The organism is Oligoflexus sp., from assembly GCF_035638955.1.
Classification (GTDB): Bacteria; Bdellovibrionota_B; Oligoflexia; order Oligoflexales; family Oligoflexaceae; genus Oligoflexus.
Genome location: NZ_DASQYZ010000373.1, coordinates 11,624 through 30,510, shown reverse-complemented (window position 1 = coordinate 30,510; position 18,887 = coordinate 11,624). Strand labels below are relative to the sequence as shown.

Here is an 18,887-nt window from a genome sequence, read left to right as displayed (position 1 = left end):
GCTCAATACGGCACTTAATTGTGCCAAGATTTTTAACGATAGCCTGACATTGACTTTACAGATTGAATACAACCGCTGTTATGTGAGTACGGCACAGTCGGTAACCCAGCTCCATCTTTCCTTTGCAGGGGGCAGCGGCTTCATCACCGGGGACTATGTGCTGGTACCTCGCGATAGCCTTGCCTGGGACGAGTTTGTGGCATCCTTGGTTTCCATCGTCAACATTGATGGCGACGAGCAAAAGTCCGCTTATCTTATCCAGGCCTGTCGCTTGGGAAGCACGCATGCTCAGCAGAAGAAAACGCCCATCAATTTCTTCGATGGTCGACCACACCTGGGCAATTAAGAGGAAGCAGCCGTGACAGGAAACAAAAAATACATTCCCTTGATTGGCGCCGTTTTGTTTTCAATTTTGACTCTAGTCTACATCTCGAATCGGGGAACGCAGAACCTCTCGACCGGCGGCAGCCAACCCGATATTCGATCTGTAACGCCGGCCCCTCCCGGCGCAGGCGAAAAGGCTCCAGAAAAAGAGAAACCTGCAGAAGAGGACGCAAACTACCCGGAGTCGATGAAATATGCTGGCGAGGAAAAAGAAGCAAAAGTTCTTCAGGAGCATGTTCCGGTGCGTGAACTCATCAAGCACCCGCGTTTTGGAGTCGTGGTTCGTCTGACTTACGAGTCTGGTAGCGTACGCTATGAGCCGCCAGGCGCCAACGATGACCTTGATAGCGCGATTGCTGTCACCAACTAGGATAAGGAGTCCCCGGCATGCGAGCCATCCTGCTTATTTTTCTTCTCATGGAATCCAGGCTTCACGCATTGGACGCAAAGCGTTGCCTGCGATTTGAGACTCTCGGCCGAAAGCAGTCGGAAGTTTTGATGCAGCCGGGTGCAGGGCTGTGCCAGTCGACTCAAGATCATGCGCTAGTCATATTCAACCAGCTCGAACCTATGAAGGCTTCTTTTGCGGACGGGATCGATCAAACATGCTGGTATATGGGCGCAGTGCATGGAGTTCAGCTGCAGCTGGGTGTCGCGTGTTCAGAAATTGACGAGGCACCTATCGCCGAGGAATGCCAAATACTAGCTTCCGAAAGGCTCACAGGTTCCTGTCAGTCGTCGTTACTGGATGCGCATACGCTTATGGATCTTCATCAGCATGCGGAAGAATCGTCCAACCCGGCAGCATGTTATCAAGGAATTTCGACTTCACTGTTGGCATTGGGCAAGGGAGGTTCTTGTGATTAAAGGCAGCCTGGTCCTTGTCGGATTCCTATGTTCCTCTTACGGCATGGCGGCTCTCCGCGAATTGAATGAACAGGAAACGAGCTATTGCAAAATCATGCGTAAGCAGGGAGCCGCGCATGGTGGACAGCAGCTCGGCCTCAGTCAGCTAACATGCGGCGACTTATTTTACGCTGGGGACGAGGCATCGCGGCAGCTTATTGAAGCGATCGGAAGCATCACGACGGATGATTACTCAAAACTTTGTTATCTCTCCGGAATGCAGGATGCGATAGCGACTCTCCTTGATAGGGCCGTTGAGGGCTGCAGCGATAAACTCAGTCTAGCTAGCCTGGCGGGATACGCCCTGGGTTACGGGTACTGCTTTATGAGCAGCGAACACACGGAACCCATGACACTGGAATATGCGACGGCTGCCGCGGGAGGGGTTCTCTTCGATCCTGACAAATTCTTGATCATGCCTGTACCTGGCCAAGCCTGGACTCAACTGCAAGAGCTATCGACTGGCAATGGATTCCTCGTGGGGTGTAGCATTGCACGCCAGGATGTGAGCAATGACCAACCCAGTCGTCAGGCTCGGGACGACCTGAGCACGCCTGCAGCATCAGGTTATGCGGTGGGGCAAAGATTTGCCGAGGCGTTTTGTGGAACCAGCGTCTGGTCACCGCAAGTCCTGGCGCCCTATCTGCCTGAGACTGACTTTAAAGAGTTTGCCGGCGGCTATGAACTCGGCTGGCGACCTACTTGTTTAAGCGAAAGGTCATAATATGCATAAACTTAAGTTTGGGATCTCGTCGGTCCTGCTTGCAGGTGTTTTAGGTGGAGCCATCGTTTTCTTGAGACCCTATGCCACTTTTCTTTTCAACCCTGGTGATCGTGAGGCTGAAGATCTTAAAGCCAGGGCTGAAGACGCTATTCATCAAGCTGACGTTGTAATCAGCCGAATTGAAAACCCTAACCCACCACGGGAAGCTGAGGTGAGTGATGCGATTCACAAGCAGGTTCAAAATGCGGACCAAACCGCATCGAAACTGCAGAGTATCTCAGCAGAGATCCAGCACGCTCGCCAAAAACTTCGCCAGACTCACGCAGCATCAGAAGAGCTGCGAAACAGACGGAAATCCCTAACGGATCAACACGGCAAGCCGCAGATCCGCAACTCAGAAGAACAGGAGCGACTTGAAGATCTTCTCGAAGATGAGCGCGAACTCGCCACACGCAGGCAGAACATTGTCAAGAATCTGGAAAAAAAACTGCTACCCCTGACGGGTCATTAACATAAAAAAGGAATGAATCATGCTGAAGGGAACTGGTAATGTGCTTCGTTATGCAACTGGTGTATTATGCCTTGTCTCTTGGAGTCAGGCTCAAGCTGAACTTATCCTGCCCATGCATAATTATCCGCTAGGCAGGGATGTCGTCACGCATGGTTATCAAGTTTATCCGGGCGTTTCGGTTGATGTTAACGAGCAGAATATATCGCTGGCTGTCAAACCCTCCGGAGACTTGTTCTTTGTTCCAAGGTTAGCGACGGTGGAAGCTACTGATAAAGAAGTTTCGATAGCAGCCAACTGTAGCGCCGTCGAGACCGAACTCAAAAGTGAACTCCTCCTTTCCGAATCGCGTCTCACATTGATCGAGCTCCTGGCCAATAGCAGGGCCCTTCTCACCTCTCTCATCCAAACCAATAACAGTGCAACGGGATCATGCATCCAGAATACGTCCCTCACATCAAGTCAAGCCGAGCTGGTCGATAAACTGAAAAACGATATGATTGCTGTGAAAGCCGATGTTCAAGCAGCGAAAGGCGAATTCAATACCTGTAAAGAACTGGCAGCCTCGCCTGCGGACTGTGACACAGACAAGCAAAACCTGGCCGATGCGCTGTCCAGATTCAACAGTTTGAACGTTTCGATTACGACTGAAGACGCAAAGCTGACCAACTATCGTCAGGCAAAAGCCGGCAGCTGCGCCGAGGCAGACGCTAGCGCCGGACGCATCACCAAACTGACGGGCACAATCAATGACACCAGTAAAGACATCGCCGATCTTCAGGACGAAGTGATCGGCTATATTGATAGTATGGGTAAAGACTACGGAGGAAGCGCCTCAGCTGTGATTTCCTCCAGCTCCAGGAGTCAGCAGGAAACTTTGCAGGCGTCGAACCCAGGCTACCGTGTCCGCCCCATCGAAATTGATAAAGCCATTTTCAACTTCCTGCCGAGTGTAGCTGACAACAACGCGACCATATCGCGAAGGACCGTACTCGGAGTCAGTGTCTCCGGCACAGCGCCTGCAGCGGCGTTAGAAGGTGAAACAGCCATGAGTGTTATCCACGGCGAGGGTTATTCGGCCGTGCTGTTGACACTTTCTCGCCTTGGTGCATGTTCGCCGGAGCTGGTTCGTGCCGCGGGGTTTCTTTACGACTTCCGGACTTACAGCTATCTTAACGCGATTGCACGCTGGAATAAATGGGCAACCTATAACAAGATTGAGACCACAACCAAGCGCGGCGGCTTCTTTTCGAGCAAGACAACGCACAAAGTCTGGGCTGACATGCAGGCCGGCGATGGTTTCTCATTTGTCGTGCTCAACGACAATAGTGGGGTCAACGCTGAGCAAATGAGACAGGAGGTTCAAGCTGCGCTCCTGGATCGGATTCTTAAAGACTGGGCTGTCGTGGAATCCATAGCTGCCAATGGGGAGGTGGCCGCACCAACACCTGCAGTGCATGGAGCGGAAGTCCTCGCTGACGGCTTGAAGGACATTTGTCCTGAGATCTTCTGCAAGGTCGGTTCGTTTGTCTTGAAAGGTCTGAATGCCATTTTCGGTCGTGACGTAACTCGTGAAGAAATTAAAAAGGCGTGGAATACAACCACAGAAGATAAGTTTAGCTACACTCAAGTTTATACCAAACATGCGTCGTCAGCCACACCGGTGATCTGGCGCTAATGAAAGACAGCAAGCCGTGGCTCTGGGGCATTCTTCAGGAGGGTCGATCATGCGTCTGGTGGTTCTTTTGTGCTTTTTTGCAAGCGTGGCCGCCAGGCCATCGATGGGCATGGACTGCGAAAATGTAATTGTGCATTCGCAAAGCAAACTGGCCAGTCTTCACAATCGGGCTGAAAAGGTTAAGGCGTGCATTGAGGTCGCTTCGGAACTCGCGCGCCAGAGCTATCAGTTGGCTTATGGAATCTGTCAAAAGCAGGTCAATAGCCAGCGCCAACCCAAGAAAATCACATTGCCGAATGGCAAGGTCATCCACCCTAAATCCCCGGAGCAGGAGACTTGGGAAAGTTTTGCCATGCGATTGGGCGTAGGGGCCAACGAATCAGGCTGCCGTGATGGGATTCTTTCGGGCCTTCTCCAGCAGAAAGTTATCGACACCAGGTTTGCCCAGGAGTTCTTTGAGCGAACGGCTCTGTATCTCCCCAACGGTTTCAATGGCAATTACGATATCGCCTACGATCTCGGATTTTCAACTATTCAATGCCAAATCAATGTCACGGAATCGAATGCCACAGGTCGCTTTACCGGAACGAACGGAATTACGGTCACGACAGAACAGAAGATTCGTTTCGATCAGACTCCCTTTACCTTCAGTGATGACATAGCGGGTGTCGTTCATGTTGGTGGTTTGTTGAGAATACCGGTCAGAACCAGTTATGAGGCCTTCGGTCGGATTACTGGGCTGATCGACGGTGCCACCATGCAAATTAGAATCACCGATGTTTATCTCGATTCATTTGTATTCGATGATACCACAATCGAAATACCCGACCTTGCACCACTGGATTTACAAATCAAAGATAAGTTGAGCGTTCTCAACAACTATCTGACGGACGAGATGCGACGGGCCTACGCCGAGATCGATCCTTTTGCCTTTTTAGCAGACCTCAAACATCCATGATGCTTGGTTGGCCAGGAAATTCGCCAACGACTGCAACTCATTTATCCTCAAGGAGTTTTTATGCGAAAAAATACCTTTTCCTGCCTCTTTACAATAGCCGTTGCCTGGTCAGCTTCGGCACCGCTGCGCGCGAATGAAGAGCGGCCTCGGCCGAGCTCGATGGTCAGCACACCCGATATCGCCGCCTACGTGCAACTTGCCGATGGGAGTGACGAAAGCCGCAGAATTGCGCAGTTTATCGGCAGTTTGAACTTCTATAAGGATTTGGAAGATCCCAGCTTATGGTGGGTCAGCCCTCGTTACGGTGTGGACTCCACTTATCCTGCCACTATCGTACCCAATCAGAGTAAGCGCCAACTCAACCAGCAACTGGATACTGTATGGTGGCCAAGGATTCAGGCCATACTGGGCAGCGCCTGGGACCCCGAGAACAACGACTTCAATGATGACATCAGGGAAGCAAGTGTGGCGGCTGCCGTGACATCGCAGGAACCCGGTGATCCGTTTTTCACAAGTGATCTGGCACTCAAAGAGGCAGCCACTAAAAAATTGCAGGACGGGCTTTTCAGGCTATCTTCCACCAATAAAGCCACGCTGGTTTCCGCCCTGGTAGCGCTGTACACGGAGGCTGGGGCCTCGATCAAGACAGATCTCAACGACGATGAGCTCCGGTTTTATCTTTACATGGCTAGAAATTTCGTCACCCATCGTTTGAATTTGAATGTGGTCCGTGGCTTGACGGGCGAAGAATATGAGATGCTGGGTAAATTTGGCCAAACAGTCGGAATTAAGATCAAAACCCTACCGTTGACGGGCGATACTCTTGATATCAACCCCACGTATATGTCTGAATCGGGCGTCGACAGCAACGGGAATAGTGCTATCCGCGCTCCGGGAGATCAAAACGTTTTCGGTTCCTCGATTGCTTCGAATAGCAGTCGCAGCCTCCCGGTGAGTGGCGGCATCGTCTCCTTTGCTTTAGACTGGAACGGCTACAAGGGTATCGTGGAAACATTGTCCTCTGCAGACGCGGACCATCCTGGCTACTTGCTTCTGCCATTGGGAATTTCGGGATCATCCATTTACCGCTACAACTCCCAGGGACTCTTCCGCTGCCAGGGTTCATCGCAACTCCAGTCTGAATTTGGTCTGCAATTCAGCAAGAGCACGAACGATGATCAAATCTATTCGCCGATTCCGACCCGGGTCGTGAATGAAGTCAATCGCAACTGGTTTTGCTCTCTGGAAACAGCGGCTTCGGATTTTGACCGGCGCACCTTGGAAGATTTGAGAGGCGGCATAGAGCAGGATTTCATAGGAAATTTCTCTCAAAGCGTTCGTGCGTCGCAGCAGATGCGCGAAGAGATGCTGCAAGGTTGGATTCAGGACGGTCGCAAGACCTTCTACAACTACATGCCCGAGCATTTGCACAAAACCTTGGAAAGCCGCACATCGCAAAGGTGCTGGGAAGAGATCCAGAGAAAGTGCGCCGGTTTCCTTTGCCTGCGAAGAAAAACCGTGAAGATACCTAAATGCGAATCAACGCTGCAATGGTTTGAAAATTTCACCAAGGAAGTCATTCCCCTGAACTACTTCCGCAAAGAGAGCTTTAATGATTTCGTGAACGCCCAGCGGGACTATACAGTGCAAGGTTCCAGCGAGTTCATTGTTAAGGCCAAACTGTCGACCGGCATCTGCCTCATCGGGGTCCCCAGGCCCATGGATAGTCAAACTTTTAACTGGAAAGCCTGCAACAAATACGAGGACGTGGAGAAAGCAGCACAAAGCACGAACCTGGAAACAATCGGAGGCGTCACGCCTTTTCCTCTCCAGGATTTTTAAGAACTGAAAATCGGGCGGGTGTATGGCACCCGCCCTTCTTAGCGGAGCGGACTCATGAAAACCACAAGTTTGTCGTTAATATTGAATTTTCTAGTGCCTGGTCTGATTTACGGTCAGAGCTTGCAGATAGATGTGAGTGATAAGACGCCGGACTCTCGCAGTGTTGAAGTCCAGTTGAAAGCCGACGCAGCCGCACGGGTCTTTGCACCTCAGCACAGCGGTTACCCTCGCTTCCTGGCCATGAAACAAAAGTCAGAAATCCTTGGAATTCACTGGCAGGAAGAGACTTCGTTCGACTCAAGCCTCGCCATTTATACCGTAACCAGTCCTACCGCAACGTCACGGGTCTACCGCGATCAGCACCCCTACCTCGGATTTTGGGAATCTTTTTCCTTGCTTGGCGCAGGACTATCCGAACTCAAGAGGAACGGCACACTCACACTGGATAAGATAGGCCTCGAAAAGGATACGTCTCTACCCGGGCTCAAATTCACTTTTCCAGAGTCCATAGGTGGCAGGGATATTGGAACTCTGAGTTCACGTTTTATTCTATGCTCATTGCCTGTGCTTGGTCGCTCGGCGATTCCCCATCATCTTGCCGATGCCATAGAGAATCGCGGTCTGTGCTCCGACGACCTCAGCTCCAGCATGCTCACGCTGATGCAGGCGACCACATTCAGGATCGAATCCGAAACACCCGCCGCCAGCCCTGACCTGGAAAGCCTTAGCTTCTTCGCGAATTTTTGCACCCTAAGCATAGATCCGGTTCTGGCCCAACCCGCGATCGCAAGTTTCATTGATAGTGGCTGGATTCCAGCGAGCTACGACCTGGGCCATGGAACGCAAGACGCAGCACGCTTCTGTAAAATTCATGTCTTGACCGAAATAATACCAGCGCTTCAGAGTAACTTCGCAACCTTTTTAGAAAATTATATGCCCGAGTTACCTAGCTCTTCGGAATTCCTCAATCACTTCATAGAAGAGATATCTGAAGAGGCCGTATCAGGGCCTGCTGATCCTAAAAAATACGTCCAGGATCAACTCTTTCAGAACCTCTTGCCATTGCTTTTGGATCCAGCCCATCAGGGACTGCCTCTCTTTATACCGATGCGTGATTATAATGCGACTGAGTTAAGAAAGGCTTTGCTCAAAAGCAAGGGCGAATGGGCTTCTCAAAGCGACTTGATTGATGCCCTATTCACCCCCCCACCTGGCAGCAAGAGCGTATTCTTCGCGTACCTGACCGCGGCCTCTGAGGATAGGCGTGACTCGATAAAAGCAAGCTTGGGTGGACTCTATTTCAGTCGATGCGATCGCACCCAACCCATAACCGTCGAATGCGTGAATAGTTCTGCGGTCGCCATCGAGCAATACAGGGTATTCGGTCTAAGTCCTGATGCGGCATCTTATGCTGCCGGTTTTGGCACGATCAATTTCGGGCCATTCTAATTCGTCTCCTAAAAGGCACAGCCATGCATAAATTATGGTTCGTAGGGTTGACGCTTCTCGGTCTTCAGTCTGCAGCTCAAGCTCAGCAAGACCCCGACGCTGGAATTAAAGCTGAAGCAGTCCTATTCGATCTGGAGGCTTATCGAAATGGCTTGAGTCTGGGCCGCATGGACGGAGGAATCTTCTTTGAAGGATACTTTATTAGAGATTGTACGTTTCTCACTCTCAATAGCACGGCCGTTACACACTGGATAGAGTACGTCAACACAGTTCTTGAACGCCCTTTGGCATTGAGTTATTTTGACCAGGGCTATCGCTCAGGCTGGGTTATGGGTTATCTGCGCGCCTATCACCGCGCTTACGATGTTTGCCAGCAGGAGCTCAATGAAACGATTCGGATAGCGCTGGGGCAGCGCTTGGAACAATGCCGATCGCTCGCTCTCGATGCAAGCCAGAACCTCATTGTGGATGGCATCATGGATCTTATTCCTGCCCATGCCCTTCGGCCTGAGGATGCTGAAGAACTGCTTGGGATGGTTTATTTCGGTTCACGATCTGAAGCCTGGAGGAAACTCATGGCTTTTGATAACCAATTCATTTCTGCTTTGCCCTGTGCTGCAGTGATGATGGACGCTATCAAGGTAATTCTGCAAGAAAGGATACAATCCCGATGAAGCTCATAACCAGGCTCTGCAAACCTTTCCTTATCCTGGCCCTTTCGAGCGCTCCGGCCTATGCTCTCGGTTTGCAGTATTCCGGGCTTCCACAACTTGAAGAGAGCATCGTTCAACACAAGATCAGCTATGAGACCGCCGAGCTTCTTAAGCCTTTCATAGGGGTCAGGCAAGGCCAGAGTTTTCTGCTCATACCCGTGCTTGAAGCTGCGGTCGATCAACCCGAGCTCAATCTTGAAGTCCTGCAGGAGCGTTTGAGCGCCGGAAAAAAAATTCGGTCCCTGGCATTGGAGCTTGTGAGCGAATCGGTCCTCAGAACCTATCTGACAACCATAGACCATATCGCATGGCTGAAAGCGGAAGCTGCCTGGCAGGCCGACCCTTTGATTGTAGCCCAGCTCAATCGCATCTTGAAGCGTTGGGAGATGATCCGGGATGACCAGCAGGAATTGTTGAAGAAGCGGGCGAGCCTCTTGACTCCGGAAAGGAAACGATCGCTCTTTCAAGCCATCGCTGACATTCTCCAGACCCAGGGCCTCAAACCTTCAGTTGAAATAGACGATCCTACATTTGATAACGCCTGGTTTCAGTCGTGGCAAGCCCTGCGGGGTCAGAATTTAGCTCGATTGCACTCCAGGCTTACCTTGGAGAAGCCCGCACGGGCTCAAGCTCTTCTGGAATATCAAGCTGCGCATCCGGAATGGTCCATTGTGAAACCTGATATACAAAGCATTACGGCTTCGGTCTCTGACACGGGGGATATGTTTATGGAAGCTTCTATCCAGATCCGCCCAAACAACAGAAATGAATTTGATTTGATTTTGGGCCTCAATGAAGAAGGATTGCAGGCCTTCTCTGAGCAAGGGGGTCCCATTCTCCTGCCAATTGCCATTAAAGCTTCGCTTTCCTACGGCACGCCAGGGCTGGGCTTTGAAGCTCCACTCTTAAGTCAAATCTGTTTGGAGGTTAACCCTGCAAACGCTTTGGTTGTCTGCCGTTAAAGGCAAGGAGTTCGCATATGCCACCTAAAAGTCGAATAGCATGGCTTCTTATGCCCACTTTGATAGGATGTCATGAGGGGTCCGATAAGCCCTCAGAACAGACGCCTGATCAACCAACGTGCACTCAAAACGGTCTCAGTCCGGTTGCTGAGCCCGCCCTGACATTGATGAGCGGCAGTGAAACCAGGATTGTCTATCGTTTATGCGCGGATCAAAAGCTCTATGCTGATATCAAGGATCTTCCAGGCGCCATTCTTGAAGCAACCTTGCGGGGTGAAGGATGTGAGCAGGCGGTCCTCACACAAGGTTTGCAGGCTGCGTTTCAGGCACCCTTTCAGCCCAATCTGAATTGTGAGCTTCAAGCGCAACTGAGCTGGAACGGGACGAGGTTTTCTCATAGTTTGCCTTTTGCAACCGGTTCCAGGCCATCCCCGACGACGCAAGAGACTTTGACGGTCAATTTCAGCTCCGTACCTGACCAGCCCGAGCACTTCGACCTCGTCCTGCAGTCGACTGCAGGAGCTCGGATTTTTGACCCCTTCCATAGCGACTACGCACTTTTCCAAAACGTGCTGAAAGCTGCCAACGAGCAGGGATTCGAGCTCAGTGACAGGGACTCAAGCTTCGACATCAATGAGCGTCGCTGGCTTGTGAAGGCCCCGAAACCAGCAGGTCGGCAAGTTCTTGCTACGCATCCCTTCACATCTTTTTTTGGCTCTCTCAAGGCCCAGGCGCGTGAAGTCGATGCTCTCAAGCTGAGCGGCAAACTCGATGTTGAAGATTTTTCCATGGAGACTGATGAGGATCTGCCCGCGATCCTGGTTGAAAGTGACCGTGATGTGAGTGGTCAGGAGTTAGGAGCTGGGTTAAGCGCCATGGGCCACTGTCTTTTGCCGCTTTTTGATCGCGAAGACGTTCCCAATCATCTCCTCGCACCTCTCAACCAGCTTTCTCACTGCAGTGATACTGTGGCGAAGCAAGCGCTTGGCCTCTGGCCATCTCTTCGGTTTACCACCAGCAACCTGAGTTTGGCTGAAGCGCGCGTCGCGTTGCCGACATCCCCCCGACGTCATCTTGCCCCCATTAGCGCTTTCGCGCTGGATATTTGTCAATTTCATCCCGAAGACACTTTAAAAGTCGCCAACTTTCAGGCTGTCGGGTGGGTGCCTGCAAGCACCACCCCGGCGGAGGCCCGTCGTCACTGTCGAGCCCATTACATGCGCAATATTTTCCAGCATGTGACGAGCAGGATCGAGGCTGGCCTCTTGAATTATCACAGCACACAGTATCCGAATACGCCTCTGCTACGCTTGCTCATGGAATCGATATCTGTTCCCGCAAGTTTTGATGCAGCTTCTCTATTTAAGCAAACGGTTTTGAGAGAGCTTATTGATCCTGATATCCAGGATCTGGAGTTTTTCAATCCTCGACAGGGTTACAACCCAACAGAGGCTTCAGCAGCGCTTCTTAATACTCATGGCTCCTGGGACAGGGCCATGGAGCTCTACGTAGCTTTATTTAAAGGGACTGCGCTTGCCGTTTTTGCGGCCCAGAAGGATGAGGCGACCAGACTTCGTCTCCATGAGAAGCTCGGTCGCCTCTACCTGAATGACTGCAACAAGGCGCAGCCTATAACGATAAGCTGCGTGAATAGCTCCGCGACTGGTATCTCTCTCTATACAATCAAAGGAATTGGCACCTCCTCCGCCATAGGTTTTGCGCATCTGCGACGGGGAGGTTAAACGATTGAAAAAATGCTGTTTCGGTTTCATTTAGAACTGGGCAGCATTGGTTATTCAAGCCGTTGCACCGTGATCTGGCATTGATGCTGTTTGGCCAGGGCTGCGTCGTCTGCTATCGGTAAAACAACTGCTGCGGTTGCATCCCCGTTCTCACTACGGTTTTCAATGGAGACCACGGCATCGCAGCTATAGCTTTGCCCCAGCGTTTGATTCGAACCCGCATGACATCGATAAAAGTGCTCTTGAGCTCCAGGATCACGCCCGTCGGTAGTGGCACCGCGGTAAAGCTCCAGATAAAAAGTAAAAGGTGGCGCCTCCCGGGTCTTGGACGGTTGATTGGTACACGTAAGTTCGCCTCCTCGCAGAGTCTTATCACGTGCCGCCGTCAACCCGGCCTTCATTCCGGTGTACTGCAAAAAGTCAGGTGCAGACTGTGCCCCTTCCCACCTTTTAAAGCGCTCAACCGCGACCTCAATTGAGCCCATCTCCAAGCAGTCACCTGCAACCAGGACCCGCTTTGGTGCCACATCGAGGTGATCGTTACACCAGACAAAATCAAGTCGCGACTTAACATCATAGATCGGGCCATTGCATGACACCAGACTTGCAGCTGCTACACCTACGATCATTATTTTTATCATATGCTCTCCATCCTTCAACCTGGACCGCTTGCTACTCCCGAACGGGTGTCAAGCCAAAGATGGCCCATCGACTCACTCAGCTGTCAGAACATGTCCATCATCGAGATCGATGGGCCTGCGTTCCGGCGATGACCCATCGTGACTGTCTGTGAGAAGACCCAACTTCAGCTGGTTGCCGCTTAAGCTGGCTATAGTGTAAGTCGTCTCGCCTTTCACCAAACCCAAACACGAGTCTGTAAAAACCTGAGGTTTTTTTGCCGCCCAATCAGAGTTCCCACAGATCTGTGCTTGGTTAAAATTGTCCGCCAGCTCCTGGGTGGCAATCTCAATTGTCAGCGAGCTTAATGTCATATCCAGCGGGTAGGTGCCAGTTGAATGGTTGGCCAACGGGCCTTGTTTGACTTCACCTTGATACGTTTCAACGAGTGCTAGCGACTGGCAGATGGCGTCACTAAAACTCCGCTTAGCTAAAAGGAGCTTGTCCTGGGCCAATTCCAGCGTGGACAGCAAGGATCCTTCAGGGGTTTGAATGCATTCGTTTTTCCAAACTCCATGCAAGGGATCCTCGACCTGGGCCGCCGCGGCGAGCATGTTCCAGCCGAGGCAAGGAAGCGCCATGATGTATATACTCAAACGCATGGTAAACCTCAGTATGTGTAAGTTTGATCTGTTCTGTCGTTGAACAGCAAGCCAAAGCCTGCAATTTTCCCGCCACAAATTTGGAGCGGCAATGTATGATCCGATGAGGCAAGCGTCAGACACAGCCTAATTCCTATTCAGTCGACAACGCTGCAAAGACGTCAATTGGTGTGTTGTTATCGAAGGGTTGGAAGCACTGCCCATCTTTCGAAGGTCACGCGTAGCATAGCTATAAATATCCGAAACGATGGTATCGCCGATCAGTTCATCACGTGTTGTAAGTTGTGTGCTTCCTGGAAACTCAAAATGACTCATAAGCACGTTACCGACCAGGAAAGTATCCAGCAAAGTCCCCTGCCCCTCGTCCACGGCAAAGCGCCCCTTGGCGGCATCAATAGTTTTGAGCAAATAAGGTCGTCTTTGTTTGGTACCGTTCTCAGTATAAATCATTGTCCAGGTGAGAGTATTCGGAGTGGAGTGAGGTCCAATCTGGAGTTCCATTTGAAACGGCCTGGCTTCATCGTCTGTGTTGGATCCTGGCCGAAGATTGTGGCAATCGCCACGCCAGATCCCCTGCCATGCCTTGGGTAGACCCTGGGCGTTCGCCAACTCACCAAAGATCAAGAGTCCAAGAGTCAAATGGATTTTTTTCACAGTGATCCGTCTCCTCGTAGGCGTGGTTTGTAAAAAGTTGGGCTTCTGCAGCCGAAGCCCAACCTGATCTTAATCTTCCAGAACGTCACTTCCCTGGCAGGAGTCGCGACGTGATATCGCTGACTTCTTTCGGAGTGCTGGCATGGGTGAGGCGAGGCGTAGCTAGATCAGTGGCCAGGACTCCCGGCCGGTTCGCAAAAAGTTCCATGCCCTGAAGCGTCTCAAAAGAATCCTGATAGGCGGCCAGGAATAAACTTCTCGTACTTTGCGTGATGGCGGATTCAACCTCGGCGCGCGCTGGATCGTTTCCCGGAATGGGCTCATCCCAGTTAAAATCCAGTTTAACGCGGCCCAGTCGACCCTCCAAGGTAAGGGCATAGTCAAAAACGCGCCAGAGTGAATCCATGAAACGATTGACGGGTGAAGTCGGATCGCTTCTTTCAGCGACAGTTTGTTGGAAGGCTGCTGGCCCATCAATTACGGCACGGATGGCACGTCGTTGAAAATCCTTAAGGCCCTTTGTCGGATTGGCTACTGTAACTTTCAAATCAACATTCTGGCAGGCAGAGATTTTGGAGAGAGTCGTCATGGGTAAATGTTCGAGCCACCCACCAAACGTTACCAACCGACCTACAGAGGCAAGAGCTGGATCTTGAGCCAGCACACCAGAATCGAGAGGAATATCGTCACGTCGGAAAGCGTTGGGTTCAGCGATACTCAACTTAACAGCCTGGGCCAGCGGCCGAGACGATAGAACGATTAACTGCTCCCTCGGCAGTGGGGATTCCCAGCCCTTGCTTTCACTAAACGCTTCTATAAAGCTACGCCCCGGGTTCAGGGCATCACGTTGAAGTTCCAGATCCGCCGCCACGTCGTCTGCCGGGAAGTAAACCTGCCTGAAATTTTCCAGACCCAATAGCTCAATGGGCTGACCATTCGCACCCGTGGTCGCGATGCGCCCCGTCGTATGCAGAATGGTGCCAGGAGGCATGCGAATGGATTTTCCCTTGGCAAGGCTGTTACCATTATAGGCCGACCAAACTTTGGAAGGTGAAGGCAGCAGAAAGGGCTTGGACAGGGTTGATGCAATGCTGCCAACAAATGGTGCCCCACGGAGAGTGGCCAGAGCCGCGAGAAAAGCCGATTCGAGCTGCTCAGGCGGCAGTTTCCCCAATTGGGTTTCGATACCCAAAAGAAACTGCTCATAGGCCTGTAACGCCACGTCCGGATCGGATTTTACTCCACTCGTGTCGCGACGGAACAAACCGAAAAAGCGCATGCGTAAGGACCTTGAAAGTTCTGAGTCACGCTGCTCAGCATTTAAAGGTAGAAGGGCACGTATGAAATCCTGCGGCGTAACAGCCAATAGGTCGGCCTGCTTCATCCATAGCTCGCGCATAGCTTCGGCTCGAGCCGCAGGTTCGCTGCCAGCCAGGATGCTGCTGAAATCGGCCGTCGCAAAAAAGTCCGCGACAAGGACTCCCTGCCCAGCGATAGCTTCCAAAAGTGCCAGCTCCTGATCAGGCGTGCCCACAAATGCGTCAGCATTATCAACTGCCGCCTGGTATAGGAGGATATTACGTACCGTTCGAGGCAGGTCTGCAAGGTTCGGCAGGAACAAAATACTTTCGCTCACAACACTCGAGGCGGAAAGAACCACGGCCGCCTTTTCGCTGAGTGTCATTTCACGTCCACTCCCGGTTAACACGCGCGCGGCACGGATGCTCGTGTTATGGAGCACAGCCTGAATTGTCGGCGCAACAAGGGAAGCTGATGATCCGCCCATTGTAACGACAGGTATCACCCCACGCTCCAGCAGGGCGACAGCTGAACCAATGAGGGTTGGGAAATTGCTTCCGTTGCCCTGCACACTTAAGCAGGCGGTCCAATCTTCCCTGCTCAAATCCAACGAGGAAGGCTGAGTCAGACGCATGGCGTCGACCTTCTGGTTAATAATGTGCGCGGACGCATGGCTTGGAAAAAGGCCGGCCTGCGCGAGGAAAAGAGTCGTCGCGATTAAACGCGTCGCAGAATATCGACGAATTGGGTATGGAACCATCAAAACAATCCCTTGTGAAAGAAGTTCATGGGATTGCTTTGCTAACACGCTCTTCGCATGTCGTTCAATGTGATTTACACGGTGGGCAGATGCATTGCTAAGCGTGGTTAATGAGCACGAAACATGGGAACCGGATTCATCCCCCCGCAGCTGCTAAAATCTCAGTTCGCATACGCCGCCATGAAACCCGTAAGACTGAACCACCCTCTTCGCGATTTCGGATTGAAACCTTGGCTTGGAGTTTATCGGCCAGATCTTTTATCGCACTTAATCCAACGCCGCGCCCGCTTGTATCCGATACTTGCTGCGCCGTGGAGAACCCCGGCATGAATACCACATCCTCGATATGAGCCATCTGGATATCGCGCTGCTCGGCCTTCCGTCGCAGGGCCGCCAGATCAAGACCAGCGCCTCGATCCTTGATGAGCAGTTCAAGTTCATCCTTGGTTTCAAGGAGGCTTATATCAAGCTGCACATCGTGAGTCTGAAAGCCTCGATAGACGATGGGGAGAGCATAACCATGATCGATGCAGTTTCCTATCGCATGCAGCAGTATGGTCCGTATGGAATCCAGGTCAGAGTCCGGGATCGTCATGACGTCATCGGTAGTATGAATCCCTTTTAAAGACAGGCCGTGATTCTTCAGTTGAGGAGTGAACCCTTGCAAAATCTCCAGGACCGCTGCTGAGAATGGTGAACAGGAAGGCGACTGTTTTCTGTTGTCTTCCGAATACAGGCGCCCCCAAAGCTTGCGATATTCTGTGATTTCTTTTTGCCAATCATTGAAAGTCGCTGCAAAATTCTCGCGCGCCTGCCCAGGGGCTGGAAGAAGTTCGATTGTCGATTCCAGGGCATGGGTTAATCCTGCAAGATGCTTGAGACCCAGAGTCCTGGCCTCCCCTTTGATGGTATGAACGCCTTGCATGAATTCAGCCCATTTCTTTTGAGGCAGAATGTTTTTGACTGCCTGCGCGATATTCTGATCCACTCTTTGAAAGAAGCGGTTCAAATGAGCTGGGTTCTGGCCGGCCAATTCCAATAAACGCTCCAGACTGCGCTGGTTGACTTCACGTTCCATGACAAGATTGAGCTCAAGGGATTTCCTGACAGTTTCATCCCGCATCACGAGGATAATCTGGTCGACCAGGTCATCGTCGGTGAAAATGCATTTCCAACGCAGAGATAAAACTCTAGAGGAGCCGTCGTTCATATGGGCTTCAATAGGCAGCTGATGACTATTGAGATCCCACGTCAATCGGTTTTCGCCGATGCACGTATTGATGACCTCGGGCACCAGATCTTTTTCATACTGTGGAATATTCAATTGGCTCAGGACCTGGCCAAAGAAATCGCCGTTTTTCAGGCCATCCAGATGCAGGAGCTCATTGATATATGGTGAGAGGCTGGTTTCCACGTGACGGTCACGTTTGATACTGATGATGCCTTCTTCAATGTTGTCGAGGATCTTCTGGATTTCTGTTTGAGCCCGGTTGAGTCTCCTGGCTTGTCTATGGGATTTATGGAAAAGATACAGCGACAGGGCAGACAGTCCCAACAGGGCTATAGCAATCCATCGAATGAACAGGGCGTGTTCCAGCTCCTTTTCCTTTAATGCATTGTCGAGCTTCAGCAATTCGTTCTGTTGTTCCTTGCTTCGCACCTGCAGTTCCACTTTAAGCCTGTCCAAATTTTTAGCGCTGAATTCCTTGATCATGTCATCTTTAAGCTTCAATGCACGATAGAGCTCCTGAATGCTCTCCTCAAAAAGCCGCATCTTATGCAGGATTTTGCCTTTTGACAAAGCAAGTCGCTGATGATCGGTGGTGAAGTTCTTAGGAAAGATTTCTTCAGCCTGCTTGTCCGCATCCAGCGCCTCAGGAAACCGTCCCATCTCATAAAGAGTTATGGCCCGCCAATGATGAACATCGGCGACCCATATCTGGGCATGGATCTGTTTATAGATCACCAGCGCTTTGTCAAAGAAACGTAGAGCTTCCGCAAAAGATTTCCTCTTATAGGCGATATCGCCTCGGCTCAAATTGATGTAGGCCATGGGTTCAGCTACATCCACTCCAGTCATCAGCTTTTCTGCTTCCATAAGCAAAAGATCGGCTTCCCGGATGGCGGCGGGGTCATTTGAAGAAATCTTCGAACGTGCAAAATTCAGCAGCGACGTCCCCGTGAAATAGCGAATTTTGTGCTTTTTAGCGAAATTCAGTACGTTCTGGTAAAGTTCCTTGGCCCGATCGGTTTCATTCACCCGACGAAAGTGAATCGCGGCGTCATACTGAATCATTATCGCTATAAGATCGTCGGGCTGCGCATCCTTTGTACTCAGAACCAGTGCTTGCTGAATTTGCCGGAGGGCAAGAGGCAGGTTGTCGGTTCGTTCGACTAGCGCCGACATTTCACGGAGGACTTCGCCCTGAAGGCGCGAACTGCCGAGATCCTTGGCCAGGCTTAGGATTCGTTCGTATTCCTTTTCCACCGCCTTGGTTTCTTTGTTTTCCATACCCATCCGTAAAATGAGTATTTCCAAACGAATGATCAGCGTGGCATCCTGGAATCTTTTGGCCGATTGAAGTGCCACCATCAAAGATTTCGGCGCATTCAACGGCTCATCTGGAGGGCAGCGCAATTCCAGACAGGCCGCCGCGTACGTCGCGACCATCTTCGCACGCTCCAGATCCATCCCGGGGCCCAATTTTTGAATCTGAACTTCTGCCCATTTCTTCATAGCTGCCGGGTCATCTTGAAGCGCGAAGTAGAGGTCATCGAAATTCGATGCGATCGAAACGGGGCGAGACTGGGCGACCATGTCAGTTGCCAGGAAAACCAGTATCAACAGACATGTCTTCAGCATGGTCAGCTCTCAGCTTGGTGTTTAGATCAAAACGCTTACTATAGGATGTATGAATTGGCGGGAACATGCAAGCAGCTGATCATTGTGCATGACAGGACTTAACGTTCCCGGCAAGCAGCGGCGGCCCTAGGAACACGAGAGCGTTTCCCGCGGTTTTGCCTGGCC

At 51.4% G+C, this 18,887-nt stretch carries 17 protein-coding genes; 12 read left to right on the top strand and 5 right to left on the bottom strand.

What is annotated here, in order from left to right; all coding sequences use genetic code 11:
* The 12 genes from VE954_RS32565 to VE954_RS32510 all read left to right on the top strand — a co-directional run.
* The coding region (locus VE954_RS32565; protein WP_324960894.1) for a hypothetical protein at nt 1–346 on the top strand (346 nt) is incomplete at its 5' end.
* 12 nt (nt 347–358) lie between these two features.
* On the top strand, nt 359–754 hold the full coding sequence (locus VE954_RS32560) for a hypothetical protein (RefSeq protein WP_324960893.1): 396 nt from the start codon (nt 359–361) through the stop codon (nt 752–754).
* A gap of 17 nt (nt 755–771) precedes the next feature.
* On the top strand, nt 772–1,251 hold the full coding sequence (locus VE954_RS32555) for a hypothetical protein (RefSeq protein WP_324960892.1): 480 nt from the start codon (nt 772–774) through the stop codon (nt 1,249–1,251).
* The gene (locus VE954_RS32550) at nt 1,244–2,014 is read left to right on the top strand and encodes a hypothetical protein (protein ID WP_324960891.1); all 771 of its coding nucleotides are present in this window, start codon (nt 1,244–1,246) and stop codon (nt 2,012–2,014) included. The genes VE954_RS32555 and VE954_RS32550 overlap by 8 nt, the downstream gene beginning before the upstream one ends.
* 1 nt (nt 2,015) lies before the next feature.
* Nucleotides 2,016–2,525: a hypothetical protein gene (locus tag VE954_RS32545; RefSeq protein WP_324960890.1), complete on the top strand. Its 510-nt coding sequence runs from the start codon at nt 2,016–2,018 to the stop codon at nt 2,523–2,525.
* 19 nt (nt 2,526–2,544) lie between these two features.
* A complete protein-coding gene (locus VE954_RS32540) occupies nt 2,545–4,200 on the top strand; it encodes a hypothetical protein (RefSeq protein ID WP_324960888.1) in 1,656 nt (551 codons plus the stop codon).
* Between the two features lie 49 nt (nt 4,201–4,249).
* Nucleotides 4,250–5,158, top strand: a complete 909-nt coding sequence (locus tag VE954_RS32535; protein ID WP_324960886.1) for a hypothetical protein — start codon at nt 4,250–4,252, stop codon at nt 5,156–5,158.
* Between the two features lie 60 nt (nt 5,159–5,218).
* Complete coding sequence (locus tag VE954_RS32530) at nt 5,219–7,000, top strand: hypothetical protein (RefSeq protein ID WP_324960884.1); 1,782 nt, start codon at nt 5,219–5,221, stop codon at nt 6,998–7,000.
* Nucleotides 7,001–7,054: 54 nt separating this feature from the next.
* Complete coding sequence (locus tag VE954_RS32525) at nt 7,055–8,449, top strand: hypothetical protein (protein ID WP_324960882.1); 1,395 nt, start codon at nt 7,055–7,057, stop codon at nt 8,447–8,449.
* A 23-nt stretch (nt 8,450–8,472) separates the two neighbouring features.
* Nucleotides 8,473–9,123: a hypothetical protein gene (locus VE954_RS32520; protein ID WP_324960880.1), complete on the top strand. Its 651-nt coding sequence runs from the start codon at nt 8,473–8,475 to the stop codon at nt 9,121–9,123.
* A complete protein-coding gene (locus VE954_RS32515) occupies nt 9,120–10,124 on the top strand; it encodes a hypothetical protein (RefSeq protein ID WP_324960878.1) in 1,005 nt (334 codons plus the stop codon). The genes VE954_RS32520 and VE954_RS32515 overlap by 4 nt, the downstream gene beginning before the upstream one ends.
* Before the next feature lie 17 nt (nt 10,125–10,141).
* Complete coding sequence (locus VE954_RS32510; protein ID WP_324960876.1) at nt 10,142–11,866, top strand: hypothetical protein; 1,725 nt, start codon at nt 10,142–10,144, stop codon at nt 11,864–11,866.
* A 50-nt stretch (nt 11,867–11,916) separates the two neighbouring features.
* On the opposite strand, the gene VE954_RS32505 is transcribed toward VE954_RS32510, so the two are convergent.
* From VE954_RS32505 to VE954_RS32485, 5 genes are all read right to left on the bottom strand, one after another.
* Entirely contained in the window at nt 11,917–12,507 is a 591-nt protein-coding gene (locus VE954_RS32505) for a hypothetical protein (protein WP_324960874.1), read from the bottom strand.
* 72 nt (nt 12,508–12,579) lie between these two features.
* On the bottom strand, nt 12,580–13,146 hold the full coding sequence (locus tag VE954_RS32500; RefSeq protein ID WP_324960872.1) for a hypothetical protein: 567 nt from the start codon (nt 13,144–13,146) through the stop codon (nt 12,580–12,582).
* Nucleotides 13,147–13,272: 126 nt separating this feature from the next.
* Nucleotides 13,273–13,800, bottom strand: a complete 528-nt coding sequence (locus VE954_RS32495) for a hypothetical protein (protein WP_324960870.1) — start codon at nt 13,798–13,800, stop codon at nt 13,273–13,275.
* An 85-nt stretch (nt 13,801–13,885) separates the two neighbouring features.
* Nucleotides 13,886–15,859: a hypothetical protein gene (locus VE954_RS32490; protein WP_324960868.1), complete on the bottom strand. Its 1,974-nt coding sequence runs from the start codon at nt 15,857–15,859 to the stop codon at nt 13,886–13,888.
* Between the two features lie 136 nt (nt 15,860–15,995).
* A complete protein-coding gene (locus VE954_RS32485) occupies nt 15,996–18,722 on the bottom strand; it encodes a tetratricopeptide repeat protein (RefSeq protein ID WP_324960866.1) in 2,727 nt (908 codons plus the stop codon).
* Between the last annotated feature and the right edge of the window lie 165 nt (nt 18,723–18,887).

Bases quoted from the DNA above. Each gene is read 5' to 3' on its own strand.
- VE954_RS32535 (WP_324960886.1), top strand. From the start codon at position 4,250: ATGCGTCTGGTGGTTCTTTTGTGCTTTTTTGCAAGCGTGGCCGCCAGG.
- VE954_RS32530 (WP_324960884.1), top strand. From the start codon at position 5,219: ATGCGAAAAAATACCTTTTCCTGCCTCTTTACAATAGCCGTTGCCTGG.
- VE954_RS32510 (WP_324960876.1), top strand. From the start codon at position 10,142: ATGCCACCTAAAAGTCGAATAGCATGGCTTCTTATGCCCACTTTGATA.
- VE954_RS32545 (WP_324960890.1), top strand. From the start codon at position 2,016: ATGCATAAACTTAAGTTTGGGATCTCGTCGGTCCTGCTTGCAGGTGTT.
- VE954_RS32490 (WP_324960868.1), bottom strand. From the start codon at position 15,859: ATGGTTCCATACCCAATTCGTCGATATTCTGCGACGCGTTTAATCGCG.
- VE954_RS32505 (WP_324960874.1), bottom strand. From the start codon at position 12,507: ATGATAAAAATAATGATCGTAGGTGTAGCAGCTGCAAGTCTGGTGTCA.
- VE954_RS32540 (WP_324960888.1), top strand. From the start codon at position 2,545: ATGCTGAAGGGAACTGGTAATGTGCTTCGTTATGCAACTGGTGTATTA.
- VE954_RS32525 (WP_324960882.1), top strand. From the start codon at position 7,055: ATGAAAACCACAAGTTTGTCGTTAATATTGAATTTTCTAGTGCCTGGT.
- VE954_RS32555 (WP_324960892.1), top strand. From the start codon at position 772: ATGCGAGCCATCCTGCTTATTTTTCTTCTCATGGAATCCAGGCTTCAC.
- VE954_RS32500 (WP_324960872.1), bottom strand. From the start codon at position 13,146: ATGCGTTTGAGTATATACATCATGGCGCTTCCTTGCCTCGGCTGGAAC.
- VE954_RS32515 (WP_324960878.1), top strand. From the start codon at position 9,120: ATGAAGCTCATAACCAGGCTCTGCAAACCTTTCCTTATCCTGGCCCTT.
- VE954_RS32520 (WP_324960880.1), top strand. From the start codon at position 8,473: ATGCATAAATTATGGTTCGTAGGGTTGACGCTTCTCGGTCTTCAGTCT.
- VE954_RS32485 (WP_324960866.1), bottom strand. From the start codon at position 18,722: ATGCTGAAGACATGTCTGTTGATACTGGTTTTCCTGGCAACTGACATG.